Source organism: Pseudomonas sp. ENNP23, from assembly GCF_001728945.1.
Classification (GTDB): domain Bacteria; phylum Pseudomonadota; class Gammaproteobacteria; order Pseudomonadales; family Pseudomonadaceae; genus Metapseudomonas; species Metapseudomonas otitidis.
The window spans coordinates 22,967-41,297 of record NZ_LYSP01000012.1 but is presented as its reverse complement, the minus strand read 5'-3'; the positions used below and the strand labels follow the sequence as shown (position 1 = coordinate 41,297).

Genomic DNA, 18,331 nt, shown 5'->3' with positions numbered 1-18,331 from the left:
CGTATGCCGCTTGGCGCCTAGCTGTCCGGTCCCTGGATGACTACCGGGCGCCCAGGGCGCCCGCATTCACATGGCAGACCCCGTTGGGGCTGCGTGAGGGATGCTAGCAAGGGCCTCCGGCATCGCCCGACTGCGACGAGCTGCCACACCCTGGCCCCCGGGGCACCTGGGCACGGCGCCGGCACGGGCAGGCTGGACAGCCTGCGGCAGGCTGTCGCAGGGGGCGTTGGCGCAGGCCGGCCGGAAAGGGATGAGCAGGGCCCTGCAAATTTGCCTTTGCCGCCTGCAGGCCCCCCAGTAAGATGGCCGCCGATGGTTTCCGGGCAGCCGCCCGGAGCAACAGGGAACATGGTGCGGCGCAACGCCCAGGCCATGGCTGCCCCCGCAACTGTAAGCAGTGAGCGAAACCCGAAGCACCACTGGCCCCGGCCGGGAAGGTGGGTGGAGCATTGACCTGCGAGCCAGGAGACCTGCCATCCGTCACGGGCACGAGGCCCGACCCCTAGAACTGGTCACCGCGCGGTGGGCGCGGCAAGGAACCGCACATGCATATCGAACCCGGCGTCGTCGAAGGCGCCAAGCTCCTGCTCAGTTACGGCACCGCCGTCACCGCTTTCGGTCTCACCGCCAAGATGGCCTACGACAGTATCCGCACCAATGGCGGCATCAGCGCCCTGGCCCTGCGCAGCCTGATCGCCACGGCCCTGGTGTTCTGCTTCTTCGAGGTGTTCCCGCACCACGCGGTGGGCGTCTCCGAGGTCCACCTGATCCTCGGTTCGACCCTGCTGCTGATGTTCGGTGCCGGTGCCGCGGCCATTGGCCTGGCTGCCGGGCTGCTGGTCCAGGGCCTGTTCTTCGCCCCCTTCGACCTGCCGCAGTACGGGATGAACGTCACCACCCTGCTGGTGCCGCTGTGGGGCATCAGCCTGCTGGCCAACCGCATCATCCCGGCCCGCACCGCCTATGTGGAAACCCGCTACAGCCAGGCCCTGGCACTGTCCACTGCCTACCAGGGTGGCATCGTCGCCTGGGTGGCCTTCTGGGCCTTCTACGGCCACGGCTTCAGCGCCGAGACCCTGGCCTCGGTGGGCACCTTCGGCCTGGCTTACATGAGCGTGATCCTGGTGGAGCCGCTGATCGACCTGGGCGTACTGGCACTGGCCAAGACCCTGTCGCGCTACAGCCAGGGCCCGCTGTTCAATGTTCGCCTTCACCACGCCGCTGCCTGATCCGATACACCTGCCGCCTGGCTGCAATGGTCGGGCGGTCTTGCAAGCCCTTCGAATTCGTCCTGATTCCGTCGCCTAAGTTGCACACGGCAGTGAAGGTGACGAGTTTCCGTCGCCTTACTACATCCAAGTTCGCCAGTAAATGGCAGCGGATGACAACTTCGCCGGATTAATCGTGCCCCCCCACAACTTGGACAACTTCCAAGTTTCCTCGGGGGCAATGAGAAATTTTCCCCGTAAGTGCTGAAAGCCCCGCCTGGCGAGGGTTTGCCGAACTCCTTGACAAAAGTTGGGTGCCACTGAATCGGCCGTCCGGAACACCGCGAATTGCACACTACTTGCCGGTTAAGTTCATTCGAAAAATGGAGATCGGCAGTCCGGAAATGTAGGTTCTCTGCAAAAAAACCGGCTGTTAGCATGAAAACTGCACGACGCGGATAAGTCTCGACGAGTTTCGAAGTTGGTGAAGATGCTGGATGACTTGGCTTTATTCGTGCAGATCGTACGGGCAGGAAGCTTCGCAAAAGCAAGCAGGGCACTAGGGATACCTGCCAATACCCTCAGCCGCCGCCTGATGAGCCTGGAGCGCAGTCTCGGCACGGCCCTGTTTCTCCGTTCCACCCGCTTGTTGCGCTGCACGGCCGACGGGGAGCGGCTCTACCAGAAATGCAAGTCGAGCATCGACCACCTGGGCAACGCCCTGGCCACCTTGCGCGACGATGCCCAGGGCATCGTCGGCCAGGTGCGCATCCAGGTGCCCACGGGATTCTTCGAGTGCCAGGAGAACGGCTTCTTCAGCCAGCTTCTGCGCCAGCATCCGGGCCTGGAGCTGGACGTGGTAGTGGCCGACCACGAGCCGGACCTGGTGCTGGATGGGTTGGACCTGCTGTTTTTTCTCGGTGAGCTGAAGAACGACGCCTACGTGGTGCGCAAGTTGTTCGACCTGGAGCTGGGCCTCTACGCCAGTCCGGGCTACCTGGCCATGCATGGCGTGCCGGAGCGGGTGGAGGACCTGGCCGAGCACGCCTGCCTGCACCTGAAGCACGCCCAGGGCTTCGAGCTGCATTCGAGTTGCGGCCGCAAGACCTATCGCCTGCGTTCCGGCGGCAGGTTGACGACAACCTCCAGTTCGGCGCTGCTCAACGCGGCAATCAACGACACGGGCGTCGCCCTGCTGTCCACCCTGGTGGCGGAATGGCGCAAGGAGCAACTGGTGCGCATCCTGCCCGACTACGCGGTACGCGGGCGGGCGCTGCACGCCGCCTATTCCAGCCACCGCACGCTCTCGGCCTGTGCCCGTGCCGTGCTCGATTTCGCCGTGGCCACGGTCCAGCAAGCCTGTGACCTGGTGCAGGCCAACCACGCCTGACGGATACCGGCAGGCGCCGGGGAGGGAAGGGAATGCGCAATCCGGACACTGAGCAGTTGTACCAGGCGCACCAGGGCCGGAGCCTCCTGCGCCCACGTTTTTCGCCTCGGCTCGAACAGCAGTACCGCGACTCGCTGACGCGGGATTTCCTGCCGTTCCAGAAGGCTTCTGCCGTGGTGGTGATGCTGGTATGGGCGTTGTTCATGGGGCTGGACCTGCTGCACTTCGACCTGCGGGCCGGCCTCGACGGCTGGCTGCTGTTGCTGGTGGTGGTGCGGGTGGGTGTCCTGCTGCTGCTCGTTGGCCTGGTGCTGCAGATGCTGTTGCGCGGCATCGAGGCCTACTCGGTGCGCTTCGCTTCCTGGGTGCTGCTGCTGGTACTGGCGGGCGGCATGGCCTCGATCTTCATCTACCGGATCAAGGGCCTGTACTTCTCCGACGGCATCTTCGCGCTGCTGGGAGTGGCGGCCTTCTTCCCCCTGGGCATCAGCTTCCGCCGCAGCCTGCTGGTGGCGCTGGCATTGTTCGGGCTCTGGCTGCTGGTGGGCTACCCGGTGTACGCCGTGGAGTCGCCCGGGCAGTACGGCTCGGTGTCCCTGGTGTTCCTGTTGTCGATCATCGCCTGTGCCATGGGCGGGTACATCCGCGATCAGGTCAAGCGCGAGCAGTTCCTCCTGCGCGAGCTGCTCAAGTGGCAGTCCAGCCACGACCCGCTGACCGGGCTGCATAACCGCCGTGCCTTCGACCAGCACGTACAGACCGTGCTGGGCCTGGCCGCGCGGGAGGGCGCGAGCCTGGCCCAGTTGATCGTCGACCTCGACTACTTCAAGCAATACAACGACTACTACGGCCACCAGGCCGGAGACGCGGCCCTGTGCGCCGTGGCCACCGTGCTGGAGTCCTTCGCCCGCCGTCCGCTGGACATCGCCGCGCGGCTGGGCGGCGAGGAGTTCACCCTGGTGCTCTACGACGTGGAGGAGGCCCACCTGGCGACGGTGGCGCTGCGGATCGTCCAGCAGGTGCGAGCCCTGGAAGTTCCCCATGCACGTTCGGCAGCAGCCCCGGTGCTGACGGTGAGCGTCGGTGCCTGCCTGTTCCACCTGCCCGTCAGTGAGGCGCTGATGTATCGCCGCTCCGACGAGCTGCTCTACGAGGCCAAGCGCCTGGGCCGCAACCGCAGTTGCGTGGCCGTGGAAGGGGCGCCGGTGCCATTTCAGGGCGAGGCCAGCAGCGCCCTCAGGTAACCGGCGAAGCCCTCAGGGTGCGGCGAACTCGTCGCCGGCCGCCAGCATCGGCGTGCCCTGGGAGAACAGCGACTCAGGCGCCCGCCCATGGGCATGATGCCGGCCCGGGCTGCCGACGACGGTGGGGAATCGGTTAGCATCGCGGCCTTTGCCCGGCCGCTTGCGCCGGGCCTCGACAGGCTCAGGCACATGAACAGAGACGACATCCCTTCCTTCGGCATCGGCACCCGCCTTTCCATGCTCGGGCGTGATCCTTCCGAGCAGTACGGCTTCGTCAACGGCCCGCTGTACCGGGGCTCCACGGTCATCTACAAGACCCTCGACGACATCGAGCAGCGCCGTGCGCGCTTCTCCTACGGCACCGCTGGCACGCCCACCATCGCCAACCTGGAGGATGCCTGGACCCAACTGACCGGTGCCGCCGGTACGGTGCTCTCGCCCTCTGGCCTGGGTGCGGTGGCCCTGGCGCTGTTCAGCACCACCCGCGCGGGCGATCACATCCTGGTGCCGGATAGCGTCTATCGGCCGACCCGGCACTTCTGCAACCACATGCTGGCCCGCTACGGCGTGACCACCACCTACTACGACCCGATGATCGGCGCCGGCATCGAAGCGCTGATGCGCCCCGAGACCACCACGCTGTTCCTCGAGGCGCCGGGCTCGCAGACCTTTGAGGTGCCGGACCTGCCGGCCCTGGTGGAGGTGGCGCGGCGGCGCGGGGTGCGCACCATCCTCGACAACACCTGGGCAACACCACTGTTCCTGCGGGCCCATGACCTGGGCATCGACCTGACGGTGGAGGCGGGCACCAAGTACCTCGGCGGGCATTCGGACCTGCTGCTGGGCCTGGTGACGGCCAACGCCGAATGCTGGCCGGCTCTGCGCGCCAGCTACGACAGCATGTCCATGCTGCCGGGTGCCGAGGATTGCGTGCTGGCGCTGCGTGGCCTGCGCACGTTGAAGCTGCGACTGGAAGAGGCCCAGCGCCGAGGCCTGGAGATGGCCCACTGGCTCAAGGCCCGGCCGGAGGTGAAGCGCGTGCTGCACCCGGCCTTCGAGGACTGCCCTGGCCATGCCCATTGGAAACGCGACTTCACGGGGGCTTCGGGGCTGTTCTCCATCGTTCTGGAGGATCGCTACAGCCGCGATGGCTTGGCGGCCATGCTGGACCACCTGCGGGTGTTCAGCATGGGCTTCTCCTGGGGTGGCTACGAGAGCCTGGTGATCCCCTTCGACTGTCGCAGCTACCGCACCGCCACGGCCTGGACGGAACCGGGCTTCTGCCTGCGCCTGCAGATCGGTCTGGAAGACATGGACGACCTCAAGGCTGACCTGGCCGACGGTTTCGCCCGGCTGGCGGCAGGCTGAGGCGGTTCAGCCCCGCCCCGGACGGCCGTTCAGTAACAGGGAGCGACGACCCCAGGGGCGGAATCAGGGTTCCGTGGAGTGGGGGCGGGCGGATGGCTGGGGGACCGGCCCCAGCAGGCAGGGCCCACGGGCCACCATGGCGGTGGCCTGTGCGGTGGACACCGGCGGGCTGAAGTAATACCCCTGGCCTTGCCGGCAGCCGACGCTTTGCAGCCATTCCAGTTGCCGCTGCGTCTCGATGCCTTCGGCAACGGTGGGGATGCCGAGCTCCTGGCTGAGGCCGAGCATGGCTCGCAGGATGCTTTCGTCCTTGCTGCCGTTGTCCAGCGCAGCGACGAACTGACGGTCGATCTTGAGCTTGTCGAAGTTGTAGCGGCTGATGTGGGCGAGGGACGAGTAGCCGGTGCCGAAGTCGTCCAGTGACACCCGGATGCCCATGGCCTGCAGCGCCTGGATGTTGGCGTTGGCCCGCTCGACATGGTCGATCACGGCGGTCTCGGTGACCTCCAGCTCCAGCCGCCGGGGCGGGAAACCCACCTTGTTGAGGATGCGCGAGACATGGAAAGGCAGGCTCTCGTCTGCCAGGTCGATGCCGCTGAGGTTGAACGAGAGGAACACACCGTTGGGCCACTGGCGGGCTTCTTCACAGGCGCGCTGGAGCAGTTGGCGGGTGATGCGGGTGATGTAGCCGAGGCGCTCGGCCGCCGGGATGAATTGCGCAGGCGCCAGGCTGCCGGCCTCGGGGTGGTCCAGCCGGGCGAGGGCTTCGAAGCCGAGGATCTCGCCGCTCTCCAGAGCAACGATGGGCTGGTAGTCCACCCGCAGGTAGCCGGCCTTCATGCCGTCGTCGAGCAGCTTCACCAGGCGTGTCTGCTGCTCCAGTTCGGTGTCGTTGCCGGCCTCGTAGAACACCAGGGTGTTGCGCCCCTCGCGCTTGCCCGACTGCACGCAGAACGCGGCGCGGGCCATGAGGTCGTCCAGGCGGCGGCCGTCGTCCGGGTAACGGGCGACGCCGAGGGTGGCGCTGACCTCGATGCGCGCGTCCTCGTGCTGCACCGGCTGGCGGATCAGCTCCAGCAGAGCCTCCAGCAGGGCGTTGGCGGCGGTGCGGCTCTTCTGGGAGTGCAGCACCAGGGCGAACTCGTCGGCGCCGGTGCGGCCGATCAGGTCGCCCTCTGGCAATGCGGTGGCCAGCCGGCGGGCCAGCACCTGCAGCAGGTGGTCGCCGGCCTCGTGGCTGTGCAGATCGTTGACCAGGCGGAAGCCGTCGAGGTCCACCAGCACGAAGTAGAACGGCGAGTCGGACACCCCCAGGCAGGGCTCCAGGTGACTGCGCAGACCTCGGCGGTTGGGCAGGCCGGTGAGCATATCGTGCTCGGCCAGGCGGGTGACCTTGAGTTCGGCGCTGCGCCGGGCCTGGGCCTCCCAGCGCATCTCCATCAGCCGGCGCACGCCGAAGATGAAGCCGCACCAGCCCACCAGGCTGAGCATCAGCAGGATCTCGTCCAGCTCCCAGTGCTCATGGCGCGCGGCCGCCCGTTGCAGGCGATCGCCCGCATCGAAGTGAATCAGCAAGGCCAGGCTGACCAGGGCGAACAGCAGGATCAGGACGATGTCGCGCTTCATCCGGCCGGTGCGCGGGCGGTCGTGGGTATCGGGCATGCGAGGCAACACTCCGGGGCCCTGGCGCAGGACTGGCGCCGGGGATACGGAAAATATAGACGTGCCAGGTGCAGGCAAGTGTCAGCCGGCTCGGTGCGCCCGGTCGCCTCTGCGGGGGTGCCAAGGGCCGCAAGCCTCGGCCTGGGTGCGACATTCGCGCATGTGGCTCCGTCGTCTGTCGTGGCGTCCCCGTCGAGAACGGGTGCCTTGGTAGCGGGCACGAATGGGGCGGCCTGAATTTTAGGGCTTGATCGATCGGCTTTATTTGCATTATTTTTTAAAAAGTTATCGTGAAACGATAATTTATTAATCCCAAATGCAATTGAACCCAGGACGGTTTCCCCATGCACCACCTTCCCTTGCTGTCTTCCTTCAAGCGCCTCAAGTGGGCCGGGCTGGCCACTGCCGGCCTCGCCTGCGTCATGGCCCTCAGCGACATCATCATCAACACCGCCATGTGGCACAGCGGCCTGATCAGTACCAGTTATCTGGAGTTCTGGGGCGAGAGCATCCCGCTGCTGCTGGCAGAGGACTACCAGCTTCCTACGCTGAACCTGATCCTGTTGGTGGCACTGGACTATGTGCCGGTGCTGATCTCAAGCCTGGGCCTGCTGCTGACGGGGCTGTTCTTCCTGCGGCTGTCACGCCGCGAACTGTGGTCCACCCGCAATGCGCGGCTTCTGATGACCATCGGCGGGCTGTCTATCCTCGGTCTTGTGCTGCAACCAGTTCTCTATACCCTGACCGGTCTAGTACTATCGCTCGGCCTTCCCCCGGGGGAGGGTCTCCTGGCGGTTTCCGTCGGTTTCAATACCGAATCCATGTCCGAACTCCTCAAGGCGGTCTTCGTCTGCTCGTTCGGTTTCATGATGAATGAAGCCCGCTCGCTCAACGAGGAAGTCAAGGCGTTCGTATAACGGCACCATGAGCATCATCATCAGGCTGGACGTGGTCCTGGCGCAGAACAAGGTTCGCTCCAAGGAACTCGCTGAAATCATCGGCATCACCGAGCAGAACCTTTCCCTTCTGAAGAACGGCAAGGTGAAGGGTATTCGCCTGGAAACCCTCGACCGCATCTGCCGGACACTCAACTGCCAGCCTGGCGACATCCTCGAGTACCAGCCGGACGACTGATCCGGCCCCACCCCCAACCCCGGTGATCCCTTGAAACGACTCCTGTCCCTGGCAGGCGCGGCGGCGCTCGTCCTGCTTTCTGCCTGCGGCCCTTCCGGCCGCTACCAATACGATCTTCCCAAGGATGGCTATGCCCAGGCCTGCGTCGCTCAGTGCCGCATGCAGAAGCAACAATGCGGCTACCTGGACGACAGCAAGCGGCGCCTGCAGGAAGCCCGCATGGACGCTTACCACTACTGCGTGGCCGGCAAGGGCAAGCGCCAGGCCCGCAAGGACTGCGCGTACCCCGCTACCTACGGCGGTTATGGCAGCGGCTACAGCGCCTTCAGTTCCTGCGCAGACGACTACGACCAGTGCTTCACCGGCTGCGGCGGCACCATCCGCTGGATACCGGCGCCGACGCAGTAGATCGCGGCCTCAAGGGCTGGTGCGCTGCCAGGCGCAGATGTCCAGGGTGGCGCCGCGCTTGAGCAACGGGCCGGCCTCGCGGGTCTCCACCAGGCGTGATTGCCCGCGCCAGCACAGCAGCGTGCGACGCCCGCCGTAGGCCAGGTCCGCGAGGATCTGCCCCCAATGGCGGTACTGCACGTCGTGGCCCTCGCCGGGGTACAGGCGGGTGGCCACGACGTTGGCGTAGTGGTTGCGCCAGAACGTGGCGTGAGCCGGCACCACCGTGGTGTCGGCTTCGCCGTGGTAGATGAACACCGGCGCGGCCACCGCCGAGACATCCGCCACCGGCTGGCTGCAGTAGAGCTTCAGCTCGTGCACCAGGGGCTGCAGGTCGAAGCCGGTCGAACCCTTGCCATAGAAGAAGCGCGCGCCTTCGTCGGCGGCTTCGTCTAGGAAGCCCGGCACCCGGTTCACCGCTGTGTTCGGCCCCAGGTCCCACCACACCGAGGGCACGTCGTAACGGGCAGCCAGGTACTTGTCGATGATCTGCTGGTCACTGAGCGCGCAGGACGGGGAGGGCGCCGCCACCCCCGCGTTTTGCGAGATGGCCGCTGCCAGGTGAACCGAGCGCAGGCGTGTCGGCAGGCGCGAGGCGATGGCGGCGCTGTACGGCCCACCGCCGGAGATCGCCACCAGTGAGAAGCGTTGTACGCCCAGGTGTGCCAGCAGCGCCTCCACCTCGGTGGCGTAGCTGGCGTAGTTGCCGTTGGGGTCGAAGGACGTTTCGCCGAAGCCGTTGCGTTCCAGGGCGATGAAGCGCAAGCCCAGGGACTGGCGCAGGCTGTGCAGGAAGTCGGTCAGCACCAGGGCCCGGCCGCTGGTGCCATGCCCGCTGACCAGCACCACCGGGATGCCGTTGCGCGGGCCTTCGTCCAGGTAATGCAGGGTCTTGCCGTTGCCATCCACCCAGCGCTGCATCGCCGGGCCGATGTAGTCGAAATCGTTCTGCACCTTCACATCCGCCAGCGCCGTTCCCAGGCTCAGGACCAGGGCCGGCAGCCATCCGAAGCAACCTTTCATGGGGTGTTCTCCTGTTCGTCGTGGTTTCGTCCCATCCACCGCATCCCGATTGCCAGGCCACCGGGGAAGCTGCGTCGGCAACCAGTCTAGGGTGGCGACAGGGCTTCTCCGCCGCATGAACGACGTGTTTTAGGACTGGGCCGACATGACGACCGTCAATTGCCCGAAAGAGAGCCCTGTATTTTGTCCGGCAGCGCCTAGGCTGGAACAAAAGCCCTGGCATGGTTCATTCAAGCTCGATCGCCAGGGGGGACCGGGTGGAAGAAATGGTTGTCAAGAAAGCGCGCGTGATTCTGTGGATGCTCGGCGTACTGGCCGTCTGTCTGCTCGTCGGCCTGTTCGCCAGCTACCAGCAGGCGGTGCGCAACGATGAACTCATCAATCAGGCATTGTTGAGCGAGGGCAAGCTGATCGAGCACGATCTGGTCGGCCGTCTGGACATCTACACCTATCGGCTACGCAGCATCCGCGGTGCCATCTACATGCTGCAGCTGCCCAACGTAACGCGGGACCTGATGCATCGGTTCAGCCAGGTCCGGGACATCGAAAAGGAGTTTCCGGGCGCACGGGGCTTCGGGTTCGTCAGGCGTGTTCCCTTGGAGGACGAGGCTGCCTTCCTGAAGCGTGTCCGCGCCGAAGGCCGGCCCGATTTCATGCTACGCCAGTTGGTCCCGCACAAAGGGGAACGCTTCGTCATCGAGTACGTGGAACCGGAGCACCTGAATCTGCAAGCGCTGGGGTTTGACCTGGCCTCCGAGACACGCCGCCGACAAGCTGCCGTCACTGCAATGGAAACAGGCCAAGCGACCCTGACCGCGCCCCTCGTTCTGGTGCAGGAGTCGGCGGAGCCGTCTCGTGCCTTCCTCCTGCTGGTCCCGGTGTACGCTTCACCCAACACGCCGCCCACGGTCGAGGAGCGGCAACGGGAAACGCTTGGCTGGACCTATGCGCCGTTGTCCATACGGGAGGTGATGCGCTTCATCGACGTGCTGCAGGCGAAGAGCCTGCGTCTGACCCTTTATGACGTTGTGGGGGGCGGCACATCGCACCTGCTGTTCGACTCGAGCCCCAACGAAACGAGTGACGCTGCATTCACGGTCACATTCGATCGAGAAGTCTATGGGCGCACCTGGCGGTTCGAGGTCGCCTCGTCGCCAGCCTTCATCCAGTCATTGGAGCTGACCAGCCCGGAGCGTGTCTTCGGACTCGTTGCGCTGGCCGGCCTGCTGCTCACCGGCATGACCGGTGCGCTGCTGGTCTCGCGCCAGCGGCAAAAGACCATTGCCGCGCAACAGGCGCGCCTTGCCACCATCGTCGAGAACTCCCGGGACGCCATCATCGGCGAAGCCCTGGATGGCACCATCGTCACCTGGAACCCCGCCGCCGAGCAGATGTTCGGCTACAGCGCCGACGAGGTGATCGGCCGGCCGCTGGCGCCGCTGCTGCTGCCGCCCGAGCGCATCTCCGAGGATGAGGACCTGCTGGAACGGGTCGCCCGTGGCGAACTGGGTTCCACCCTTGAGACCCAACGACGGCACAAGCAGGGCCACCTGATCGATGTCGCCATCACCTGCAGCCTGATCCGTGAGTCGGACGGCGAGATTCTCGCCGCCGCCAAACTGATGCATGACATCAGCGACCGCTTGCGCGCGGAACGCTACCTCAAGGAGTTCAACGCCAGACTCGAACAGCAGGTGAGCCAGCGCACTGCCGAGCTGTCGCGACTGGCGGGCCTGCTGCAGGGTGTCCTGAATGCCTCCTCCGAGGTCTCCATCATCGCCACCGATACCGAGGGCACCATCATGGTGTTCAACCGTGGTGCCGAGCGCCTGCTGGGCTACCAGAGCGGTGATGCGGTGGGGATGCTGTCGATCCTCTCGCTCCACGAACAGGACGAGATCAGCCGACGCGGCGAAGCCCTGAGTGCCGAGGTCGGGCGGGTGGTACAGGGGCTGGAGGTGCTGTGCCTGAAGGCCGACAACGAGGGCGCGGAAACCCGCGAATGGACCTACATCCGCCAGGATGGCAGCGCCGTCCCGGTGTCGATGATCATGACTGCCATCCGCACCGCCGAGGGCGAAGCCATCGGTTACCTGAGCATCGCCCAGGACATCACCGAGCGCCTGCGCTCCAGCGAAGAGCTGCGTGCGGCCACCGTGGCCGCCGAGCGCGCCAACGCGGCCAAGAGCCTGTTCCTGGCCAACATGAGCCATGAGATCCGCACACCGATGAACGCCGTGATCGGCGTCGCCCATCTGCTGCAGAGCACCCCGCTCAATGAAGAACAACGCAACCTGCTGGGCAAGCTGGAGATTGCCGGGCGTTCGTTGCTGGGGATCATCAACGACATCCTCGACATCGCCAAGATCGAGGCCGGCGAGATGCGCCTGGAAAGCCGGCCTTTCAGCCTGCGCCAGGTGCTGCGGGAGCTGGGCGAGCTGTTCTCGCCGCAGGCCGAGGCCAAAGGCCTGGACTTCACCCTGGAAGGGCTCGACGAGCTGCCCGGCCAGGTCATGGGGGACTCCCTGCGGATCAGCCAGATCCTCATGAACCTAGTGGGCAACGCCATGAAGTTCACCGCTACGGGCGGCATCACCGTCCGCGTCGCCTGCCAGAAGGAGGGGACTGCCCGCGCCCGTGTAAGCCTCACGGTGATCGACACCGGCTGCGGTATCGCCGCCGACGTGGTGGACCAGTTGTTCTCGCCCTTCACCCAGGCCGACACCTCCACCACCCGACGGTTCGGCGGCACTGGGCTGGGGCTCTCCGTGGTGCGTGGCCTGGCCGAGCAGATGGGCGGCAGCGCCGGGGTGCGCAGCGAACTGGGGCAGGGCAGTGAATTCTGGGTCTGTGTCCCGATGGAGATTGCCCAGACCGACCTCGACGCCACGGCCACCGCACGCAGTCTCGAAGTGGTGGTGGTCGACGACAGCGAAGCCGACCGCCAGCAACTGGCACGTCATTGTCGCGGTCTCGGCTGGCGGGTACGCACGCTGGACAGCGGCGAAGCGCTGCTCGACCTGTTGGGCGAGCGCATGCAGCACGGCCTGCAGTTGCCCGACGTGCTGCTGGTGGACTGGCAGATGCCGGGGCTCGACGGTGTCGCCGTACTGGAGGAAAGCGCCCGCACCCTCGGTGCGAACCGCCTGCCCAGCAGCCTGTTGGTCTCAGCCCATGAACTCGACGGCTATGTGCGGGCGGCCGGGAGCGGACTGGTGGACCAGGCCCTGCGCAAACCGGTGGACAGCTCCAGCCTGTTCAATGCGGTCAACTCGGCGGTGGTTCGCCACGTCGGCAACACCGACAAGATCATGCTCGGCACCGACCTGGACACCCTCTCCACCCGCTGGCTGGAGGGCACCCGCCTGCTGCTGGTGGACGACAGCGAGATCAACCTCGAAGTGGCCAGCCTGCTGCTTGGTCAGCAGGGGGCCGAGGTGGACACCGCCATGAACGGGCGTGAGGCGGTGCAGCGCCTCGAGCAGGCACCGGAGCGCTACGACGCGGTGCTGATGGACGTGCAGATGCCGGAAATGGACGGCTACGAAGCCACCCGCATTGTGCGCACGCAGCTTGGCCTGACCCGCCTGCCGGTGATCGCTCTGACCGCCGGAGCCCTGGCCGAGGAGCGCCGCCAGGCCGAGGCGGCCGGCATGGACGAGTTCCTCTCCAAACCCCTGGAGCCGGCTTCGCTGATCCGCACCCTGCGTCGGCTTATCGAGCAGTTCCGCCTGGAGCCGCTGCCCGTGCGCAACCTGTCTGCACGCCTGGAACCACTGGGCGACCAGACCTGGCCGGTGATTCCCGGTATTGACGCCCGGGAGGCCGCCAACCGTCTGGGCAACGACATCCAACTGTTCCTCGGGTCACTGAACAAGCTGCTCAACGAGTTCGCCGACCTCGAGGACACCCGACTCGCCCAGCAACTGCTCAGCCGCGATGCAGCGGCCCTGGTCAGCAAGCTGCACAAGTTGCGGGGCTCCGCCGGCCTGCTGGGGGCCATGGCCTTGCACCGGGCTTGTGGCGATGGCGAGTCGAGCATCCGCAAGCAGGCCAGCGGCGCCGAACAGCGTCTGGCCCTGCAGCAGGTGTCCGAAGCCCTGGTGGCCCTGCGTGCGGCAGCCGCGCCCCATCTGGAGGCTCAGCAGCATGCCCCCGCACCCGGGTCTCAGGACAGCGACGAGACCGAGCAGGCCCTGGCGGCGCTGATCAGCCAGTTGCGGGGGCGTGACATGGCGGCCATCGACACCTTTCCCGACGCCGTGGCGGCCTTGGTGGCAAAGGGCGGTCAGGCACTGGCGGACGCCGCCTGGAAGGCGGTGGACGACCTGCAATTCGACCAGGCACTGGGCATCCTGGCGGCTCATGGACTGACTGGCAACGAGGGCAGCGAACATGCATGAAGCCATCATCCTCCTGGTAGACGACGACACCCTGGCCATCCGCGCGCTGAGCAAGGCCCTCAATGGGCTGGGTCAGATCCGCTTCGCCACCTCCGGGGAGGAGGGCCTGCGCATCGCCCGTGAGAGCTTTCCGGACCTGATCATCCTCGACTCGGAGATGCCTGGCATGAGCGGTTTCCAGGTCTGCGAGGCGCTGAAGAAGGACCCGGTACTGGAGGAAATCCCGGTGATCTTCATCACCAGCCACACCGAAGGCGACATGGAGGAGGCCGGCCTGGCCCTGGGTGCCGTGGATTTCATCGCCAAGCCCATTCGTCCGGCCATCGTCGCCGCCCGGGCCGGCACCCACCTCAGGCTCAAGCAGGCCCTGGACCGCCTCAACGTACTGGCCCAGACCGACGGCCTCACCGGGCTGTCCAACCGACGCACCCTCGATGCAGCCCTGGAGCGCGAATGCATCCGCGCCAGCCGTTCCGGTGGCGAGGTGTCCCTGGTGCTGCTCGATATCGATTTCTTCAAGCGCTACAACGACACCTATGGCCACATCCAGGGCGACCAGTGCCTGGTGTTGGTGTCGTCGGCTCTGCGCCGCTGCGCCAAGCGTGCAATCGACCTGGTGGCGCGCTACGGCGGCGAGGAGTTCGCCCTGCTGTTACCGGATACGGGAGCCGATGGCGCTTGGGAGGTTGCCGAGCACATCCACCAGGAGGTGGCGCTGTTGGGCATACCGCACTCGGCCAGCGACAAGGGGCAGGTCTCGGTCTCCATCGGCGTTGCCAGCTTCGCGCCTGCCGAACCGGCAGCACACCGGCACCTGACGCCGCCCGACCTGCTCAAGGCGGCGGATGCGGCGCTCTACGAGGCCAAGACGGGTGGACGCTCCTGCAGTCGCCAGCGTGACGTGTCCGGTGAGCCTGCCGCCGGATAATGCCGTTCACGCCGGCTGCACCGCGCTTCGCCGGGCCGCCCTCGACAGGCGCCCGGCGTTCGCTCAGGCTGCGTTCCTCCAGTCCCCATGGGATTCCTTCATGCGCTCGATCCTGTTTGCCGCCGTGCTGTCGTTGCCCGTCGCCACGCTCGCCGCGCCGCCGCTCTACCTTGCCGACTTCGTGGCGGCAAACCCCGGAGATGCCCAGCAGCGTGAGCGCGCCGGCCAGTTGGGCACAGCGTTGCAGCGGGCCCTCGCTGCGCGACAGGTGCAGGTGCTGCATCTGGATGATCGCCAGCCCTTGCCGCAGAGCGGCTGGCTGATCCAGGGCCAGGTCGCCAGCCAGGGTGGTCGGCGTCTGGTGCGCACGGCGGTGGGATTCGGCGCCGGCGCCAGCAGCGTCGAGGCTCAGGTGTGGATCAGCGATTTGGCAGCGGGCGAGTGGCGTCAGTTGGCCGCCCAGGACCGTTCCGGGCGCCTGCCCGGTGCGTTGCTTACACGCAACCCCCAGGTGGCAGCCGCCAAGTTCCTGCTGGAGCGCCGAGCCCTGGACCGCAACCTGGACGATGTCGCCGCCGAACTGGCCGACGAAATCGTCCGGGACCTGGCCAAGGCGCGCTGATCAGCCCAGCCCGGTCAGGGGAATGCGGCGGATGCGTCCGTCCAGGGGGGCGGTGCCTGCGTCTGGCGTCGGCAGCGGCCGACCGCTGAGGCCCATGCCCTCGCTGACCAGCACCGCATCGGCCAGCAGGCAGAGGTTGGACGGTGTATCCAGCCCTTCGGCCAGCACCGCAACCGCACCACGGCCCAGGTCGCAGTGCAGCAGGCGCCCGCTGAAGCGCTCGAACCCGCCGTGCCAGGCCGCGCCGGCCCAGTCCGGCGTCAGCGGTTGCAGCAGGCGCTGGCACAGCTCCAGGACCAGCAGGTTGCCGTCCTTCGTCAGTGCCAGTCCGGTGGGTAACTGCAGGCCGAACACCACCGTCTCGATGTGGCCGTCCTCGGGCCAGACGCGGATCACCTGCCCGGCGTGGTCGGCGAACTCCACGCCGCGCAACGCCGGGTCGCGGCGCAACTCGCCGGAGAACAGCGTCACCAGCAGCGCACCGGTGGCCGGCTCGTGCACCAGGGTCACCGGCACCGCTTCCTGGCCCTGGGCCAGGTCCGGCAACTGGACCAGCACTCGCTCGTCATAGCCTTCGACGAACTCCACCACCTGGTTGGTATCCGGCTTGACCGACAGCCAGCTGCGGCGCCCCGGGTGGTAGCACAGCGCGTTGAGGTTGCCCCGGCTGCGGAACAGCATGGCAGGCGGCGATTGGCCGAGGTCGAGGATGCGCGAACCGTCCACGTAGTCGGTGAGGCTGGCCAGGCAACGCCCGCCGTCACAGCACACGTCGGACAGCCCCATGATCTCGTCCCGCAGCATGCGCACCTGCATGTTCATGGAGCGGAAGCCCTCGGCAATCACCTCCGGTGCCTGGTAATGGCCGGAGAGGCCCGGCATCGGTCGCAGGCGGCTGATACGCCCGCTGAGGGGCTGGTCGGCGTGTCCGGAACCGGCCTCCACCAGCAGCAGGCTGCCGAACTCTTCTACGCACAGGCCCCGGGGGTTGAGCAGCCCCTCGGCAATCACCGTACTGCTGCGCACGGCGTCGCGAGGGTTGAAGGGGATATGGATGGTCATGGCGGCTCCTCCTCAGGCTGCCGGGGGTTGCCAGGGGCTGCCGGTGAGGTAGGCCTTGAGCAGCGCCCGCTGGCACGGCGACATGGAGCGCACCACCGGCATGTACAGCGTGGTGCCTTTGTAGGCGTCGTCGGTGCGCGCGAGGATCGCCTGCCGTGCATTCCAGATCGCGTCCTGCTGGTTCAGCGGGATGTAGCGGGACATGGCAGGGAAGGCCAGGTAGTGGAAGCGCAGCACCGCCGGGTAGACCTGGTCCCAGGTGACGGTGCTGCCAGCGGGGATGCCGAAGTCGGTGTGGGAGTAGAAACGGAAGTTGGTGAAGCCGCTGGAGGTGCCGAGGCTATAGGCCAGGGAGGTGTAGCCAGCCTCCGCCGAGGTGTTGCTCTTGCGTGAGAGGGACACCTTCACTTCCGTCTGCCCGGACTCGACCGTTACCGGCTCAGCGGGGTACTGCAACAGGTCCCAGTTCGAGGGATCGGCGAGGATGCCGGCTGGCCCTGCGCTAAAGCTGATCGACGTGGCCTGCGGCAGCGGCCCGCCGAGGTAACGCACCTGCAGGGTGAGTTCCAGGCCATCGGGGTAGTCGTCCATGTACAGGTTGCGCTGGTCGCTGTAGATGCGCATTGGGGTTTCGCTGACCTGCAGCTGGGTGCCGGAGACCATGTTGGGGGCGTGCATGCCCAGGGCCGTGGTGCTGGCCAGTTCGCAGGCCGGGTGGGGCAGGGGAATGTCCACCAGGCCACCGTAGACGTAGTACTGCTGCAGCAACGCCGAGTCGGCGGGCAGGGTGGCCAGGGTCAAACCCCCGGCGGTGATGGTCACCGGGCCGTAGTCGGCATTGGGGCCGATGGGGCTGGTGATGTCGGTGCGGTCGGCGCGGAAAGTCGCCTTGGGAATCAGGTTGACCATGTCCAGACTCAGCCAACCGCAATGACCTGGTGCACTGGCGGGCACCACCTGGGCATAGCCCGCGCCGCCGGTGTCGGCGTTGAACAGCGAACGGCCGGCCGGGCAGATCTGCGGCTCACCGGCGAACGCCGGGGCCAGCGTACCGATGACCCGGCCGATGCTCGGGTTTGGCGTGTAGCGGCCGGCGGCATAGTCCGCGTCCAACTCGGCAGTGGTCATGCCGGGGCACATTTCGAACATCACGAAGCGCAGCACCAGGCCCGTGGCGCCGGGGGCTTCGATCAGGCTTTTGAGGGCCGCGCTGTTCTGGTTCCAGCTGACGATGGCGCTCAGCGGGAAGGTGACCTGGAAGGTGCCGCTGATGACGCAGGAGCCCGGCGCATCGTCGATACGCTCCAGGATTCGCTTGGCCAGGTCGAAGCTGCTGGCCACCACGTTGGCATGGATCACCAGTTGCGGGTCGGTGGTGCCGCCGATCTGCAGGCCGCCGATGTAAATCTGGGTAGAGATGGAGCCGGTGGGGTCCAGGTCCACCATCATCGGGCCGGATACCGGGGCTTGTCCGGTCACCGGGTCCACCGAACCGAGCAGGTACACCGGCTGGCCCACCAGATCACCGCTGGTGCTGATGGCGCCGGGGGTGCCCTGGGAGCTGATCAGCACGTTCTGCAGGTCCACCACGTGCTGGCCGTAATGGTTCCAGCCCCCGGCGGTGTAGTAGCCGCCGGCAGGCGCGTTCATCAGATCGTTGAGTTCGTCGTCGCTGTAGCCCTGGGCTTCGGGAGCCACCTGGGAGTTGGGGATGTCGAACAGGTCGAGGGTCTGCGAGTCGTCGGGGCCCATGGGAATGGTCGGCTTGTTGTTGGGCAGGCTCACGTCGGTGCGGATGCCGCCCCAGAAGTTCAGTCGGGGTCCGTTCAGGATGCTCATG

Annotated in this window: 14 protein-coding genes and 1 riboswitch; of the genes, 10 read left to right on the top strand and 4 right to left on the bottom strand. The window is 66.5% G+C overall.

From position 1 onward, the window contains the following. Positions 1–296: 296 nt before the first annotated feature. A riboswitch (cobalamin riboswitch) is annotated at positions 297–493 on the top strand. Between the two features lie 52 nt (positions 494–545). The 4 genes from A9G05_RS09185 to metC all read left to right on the top strand — a co-directional run bounded on the left by A9G05_RS09185 (position 546) and on the right by metC (position 5,210). Then, positions 546–1,229: an energy-coupling factor ABC transporter permease gene (locus A9G05_RS09185; protein WP_069560673.1), complete on the top strand. Its 684-nt coding sequence runs from the start codon at positions 546–548 to the stop codon at positions 1,227–1,229. Between the two features lie 469 nt (positions 1,230–1,698). Further along, positions 1,699–2,598: a LysR family transcriptional regulator gene (locus A9G05_RS09180; RefSeq protein ID WP_139131105.1), complete on the top strand. Its 900-nt coding sequence runs from the start codon at positions 1,699–1,701 to the stop codon at positions 2,596–2,598. 32 nt (positions 2,599–2,630) lie between these two features. Beyond that, positions 2,631–3,842 carry a diguanylate cyclase gene (locus tag A9G05_RS09175; protein WP_069560671.1) on the top strand — a complete coding sequence of 404 codons (1,212 nt, stop codon included), beginning with the start codon at positions 2,631–2,633 and terminating at the stop codon, positions 3,840–3,842. Between the two features lie 189 nt (positions 3,843–4,031). Beyond that, complete coding sequence (metC, locus tag A9G05_RS09170) at positions 4,032–5,210, top strand: cystathionine beta-lyase (RefSeq protein WP_069560670.1); 1,179 nt, start codon at positions 4,032–4,034, stop codon at positions 5,208–5,210. 63 nt (positions 5,211–5,273) lie between these two features. On the opposite strand, the gene A9G05_RS09165 is transcribed toward metC, so the two are convergent. Further along, positions 5,274–6,872, bottom strand: coding sequence for a bifunctional diguanylate cyclase/phosphodiesterase (locus A9G05_RS09165; protein WP_069560669.1), 1,599 nt, complete (start codon positions 6,870–6,872; stop codon positions 5,274–5,276). A 344-nt stretch (positions 6,873–7,216) separates the two neighbouring features. On the opposite strand from A9G05_RS09165, the gene A9G05_RS09160 reads away from it, so the two are divergent. From A9G05_RS09160 to A9G05_RS09150, 3 genes are read left to right on the top strand one after another with little or no spacing between them, the layout of a single operon-like run. After that, on the top strand, positions 7,217–7,789 hold the full coding sequence (locus tag A9G05_RS09160; protein ID WP_069560668.1) for a hypothetical protein: 573 nt from the start codon (positions 7,217–7,219) through the stop codon (positions 7,787–7,789). Positions 7,790–7,796: 7 nt separating this feature from the next. Continuing rightward, on the top strand, positions 7,797–8,006 hold the full coding sequence (locus tag A9G05_RS09155) for a helix-turn-helix transcriptional regulator (RefSeq protein WP_044402756.1): 210 nt from the start codon (positions 7,797–7,799) through the stop codon (positions 8,004–8,006). 30 nt (positions 8,007–8,036) lie between these two features. Beyond that, positions 8,037–8,414 (top strand): hypothetical protein, encoded by a 378-nt coding sequence (locus A9G05_RS09150; protein ID WP_069560667.1) that lies wholly within the window; start codon positions 8,037–8,039, stop codon positions 8,412–8,414. Positions 8,415–8,423: 9 nt separating this feature from the next. On the opposite strand, the gene A9G05_RS09145 is transcribed toward A9G05_RS09150, so the two are convergent. Next, positions 8,424–9,476 carry an alpha/beta fold hydrolase gene (locus tag A9G05_RS09145; protein WP_069560666.1) on the bottom strand — a complete coding sequence of 351 codons (1,053 nt, stop codon included), beginning with the start codon at positions 9,474–9,476 and terminating at the stop codon, positions 8,424–8,426. Positions 9,477–9,742: 266 nt separating this feature from the next. Here A9G05_RS09145 and A9G05_RS09140 point away from each other — a divergent pair, with 266 nt between their 5' ends. The 3 genes from A9G05_RS09140 to A9G05_RS09130 all read left to right on the top strand — a co-directional run bounded on the left by A9G05_RS09140 (position 9,743) and on the right by A9G05_RS09130 (position 15,429). Continuing rightward, positions 9,743–13,879, top strand: a complete 4,137-nt coding sequence (locus A9G05_RS09140) for a CHASE domain-containing protein (protein ID WP_139131104.1) — start codon at positions 9,743–9,745, stop codon at positions 13,877–13,879. Next, entirely contained in the window at positions 13,872–14,807 is a 936-nt protein-coding gene (locus A9G05_RS09135) for a diguanylate cyclase (protein WP_069560665.1), read from the top strand. The genes A9G05_RS09140 and A9G05_RS09135 overlap by 8 nt, the downstream gene beginning before the upstream one ends. A 100-nt stretch (positions 14,808–14,907) precedes the next feature. Further along, positions 14,908–15,429: a DUF4410 domain-containing protein gene (locus A9G05_RS09130; protein ID WP_069560664.1), complete on the top strand. Its 522-nt coding sequence runs from the start codon at positions 14,908–14,910 to the stop codon at positions 15,427–15,429. Here the strand turns inward: A9G05_RS09130 and A9G05_RS09125 are convergent, their stop codons facing one another. Together A9G05_RS09125 and A9G05_RS09120 are read right to left on the bottom strand one after the other, a co-directional pair. Beyond that, complete coding sequence (locus A9G05_RS09125) at positions 15,430–16,491, bottom strand: hypothetical protein (RefSeq protein WP_069560663.1); 1,062 nt, start codon at positions 16,489–16,491, stop codon at positions 15,430–15,432. 12 nt (positions 16,492–16,503) lie between these two features. Continuing rightward, positions 16,504–18,330, bottom strand: coding sequence for a hypothetical protein (locus A9G05_RS09120; protein WP_069560662.1), 1,827 nt, complete (start codon positions 18,328–18,330; stop codon positions 16,504–16,506). Position 18,331 lies beyond the last annotated feature (1 nt).

Bases quoted from the DNA above. Each gene is read 5' to 3' on its own strand.
- A9G05_RS09185 (WP_069560673.1), top strand. From the start codon at position 546: ATGCATATCGAACCCGGCGTCGTCGAAGGCGCCAAGCTCCTGCTCAGT.
- A9G05_RS09180 (WP_139131105.1), top strand. From the start codon at position 1,699: ATGCTGGATGACTTGGCTTTATTCGTGCAGATCGTACGGGCAGGAAGC.
- A9G05_RS09175 (WP_069560671.1), top strand. From the start codon at position 2,631: ATGCGCAATCCGGACACTGAGCAGTTGTACCAGGCGCACCAGGGCCGG.
- metC (WP_069560670.1), top strand. From the start codon at position 4,032: ATGAACAGAGACGACATCCCTTCCTTCGGCATCGGCACCCGCCTTTCC.
- A9G05_RS09165 (WP_069560669.1), bottom strand. From the start codon at position 6,872: ATGCCCGATACCCACGACCGCCCGCGCACCGGCCGGATGAAGCGCGAC.
- A9G05_RS09160 (WP_069560668.1), top strand. From the start codon at position 7,217: ATGCACCACCTTCCCTTGCTGTCTTCCTTCAAGCGCCTCAAGTGGGCC.
- A9G05_RS09155 (WP_044402756.1), top strand. From the start codon at position 7,797: ATGAGCATCATCATCAGGCTGGACGTGGTCCTGGCGCAGAACAAGGTT.
- A9G05_RS09145 (WP_069560666.1), bottom strand. From the start codon at position 9,476: ATGAAAGGTTGCTTCGGATGGCTGCCGGCCCTGGTCCTGAGCCTGGGA.
- A9G05_RS09140 (WP_139131104.1), top strand. From the start codon at position 9,743: ATGGTTGTCAAGAAAGCGCGCGTGATTCTGTGGATGCTCGGCGTACTG.
- A9G05_RS09135 (WP_069560665.1), top strand. From the start codon at position 13,872: ATGCATGAAGCCATCATCCTCCTGGTAGACGACGACACCCTGGCCATC.
- A9G05_RS09130 (WP_069560664.1), top strand. From the start codon at position 14,908: ATGCGCTCGATCCTGTTTGCCGCCGTGCTGTCGTTGCCCGTCGCCACG.
- A9G05_RS09125 (WP_069560663.1), bottom strand. From the start codon at position 16,491: ATGACCATCCATATCCCCTTCAACCCTCGCGACGCCGTGCGCAGCAGT.
- A9G05_RS09120 (WP_069560662.1), bottom strand. From the start codon at position 18,330: ATGAGCATCCTGAACGGACCCCGACTGAACTTCTGGGGCGGCATCCGC.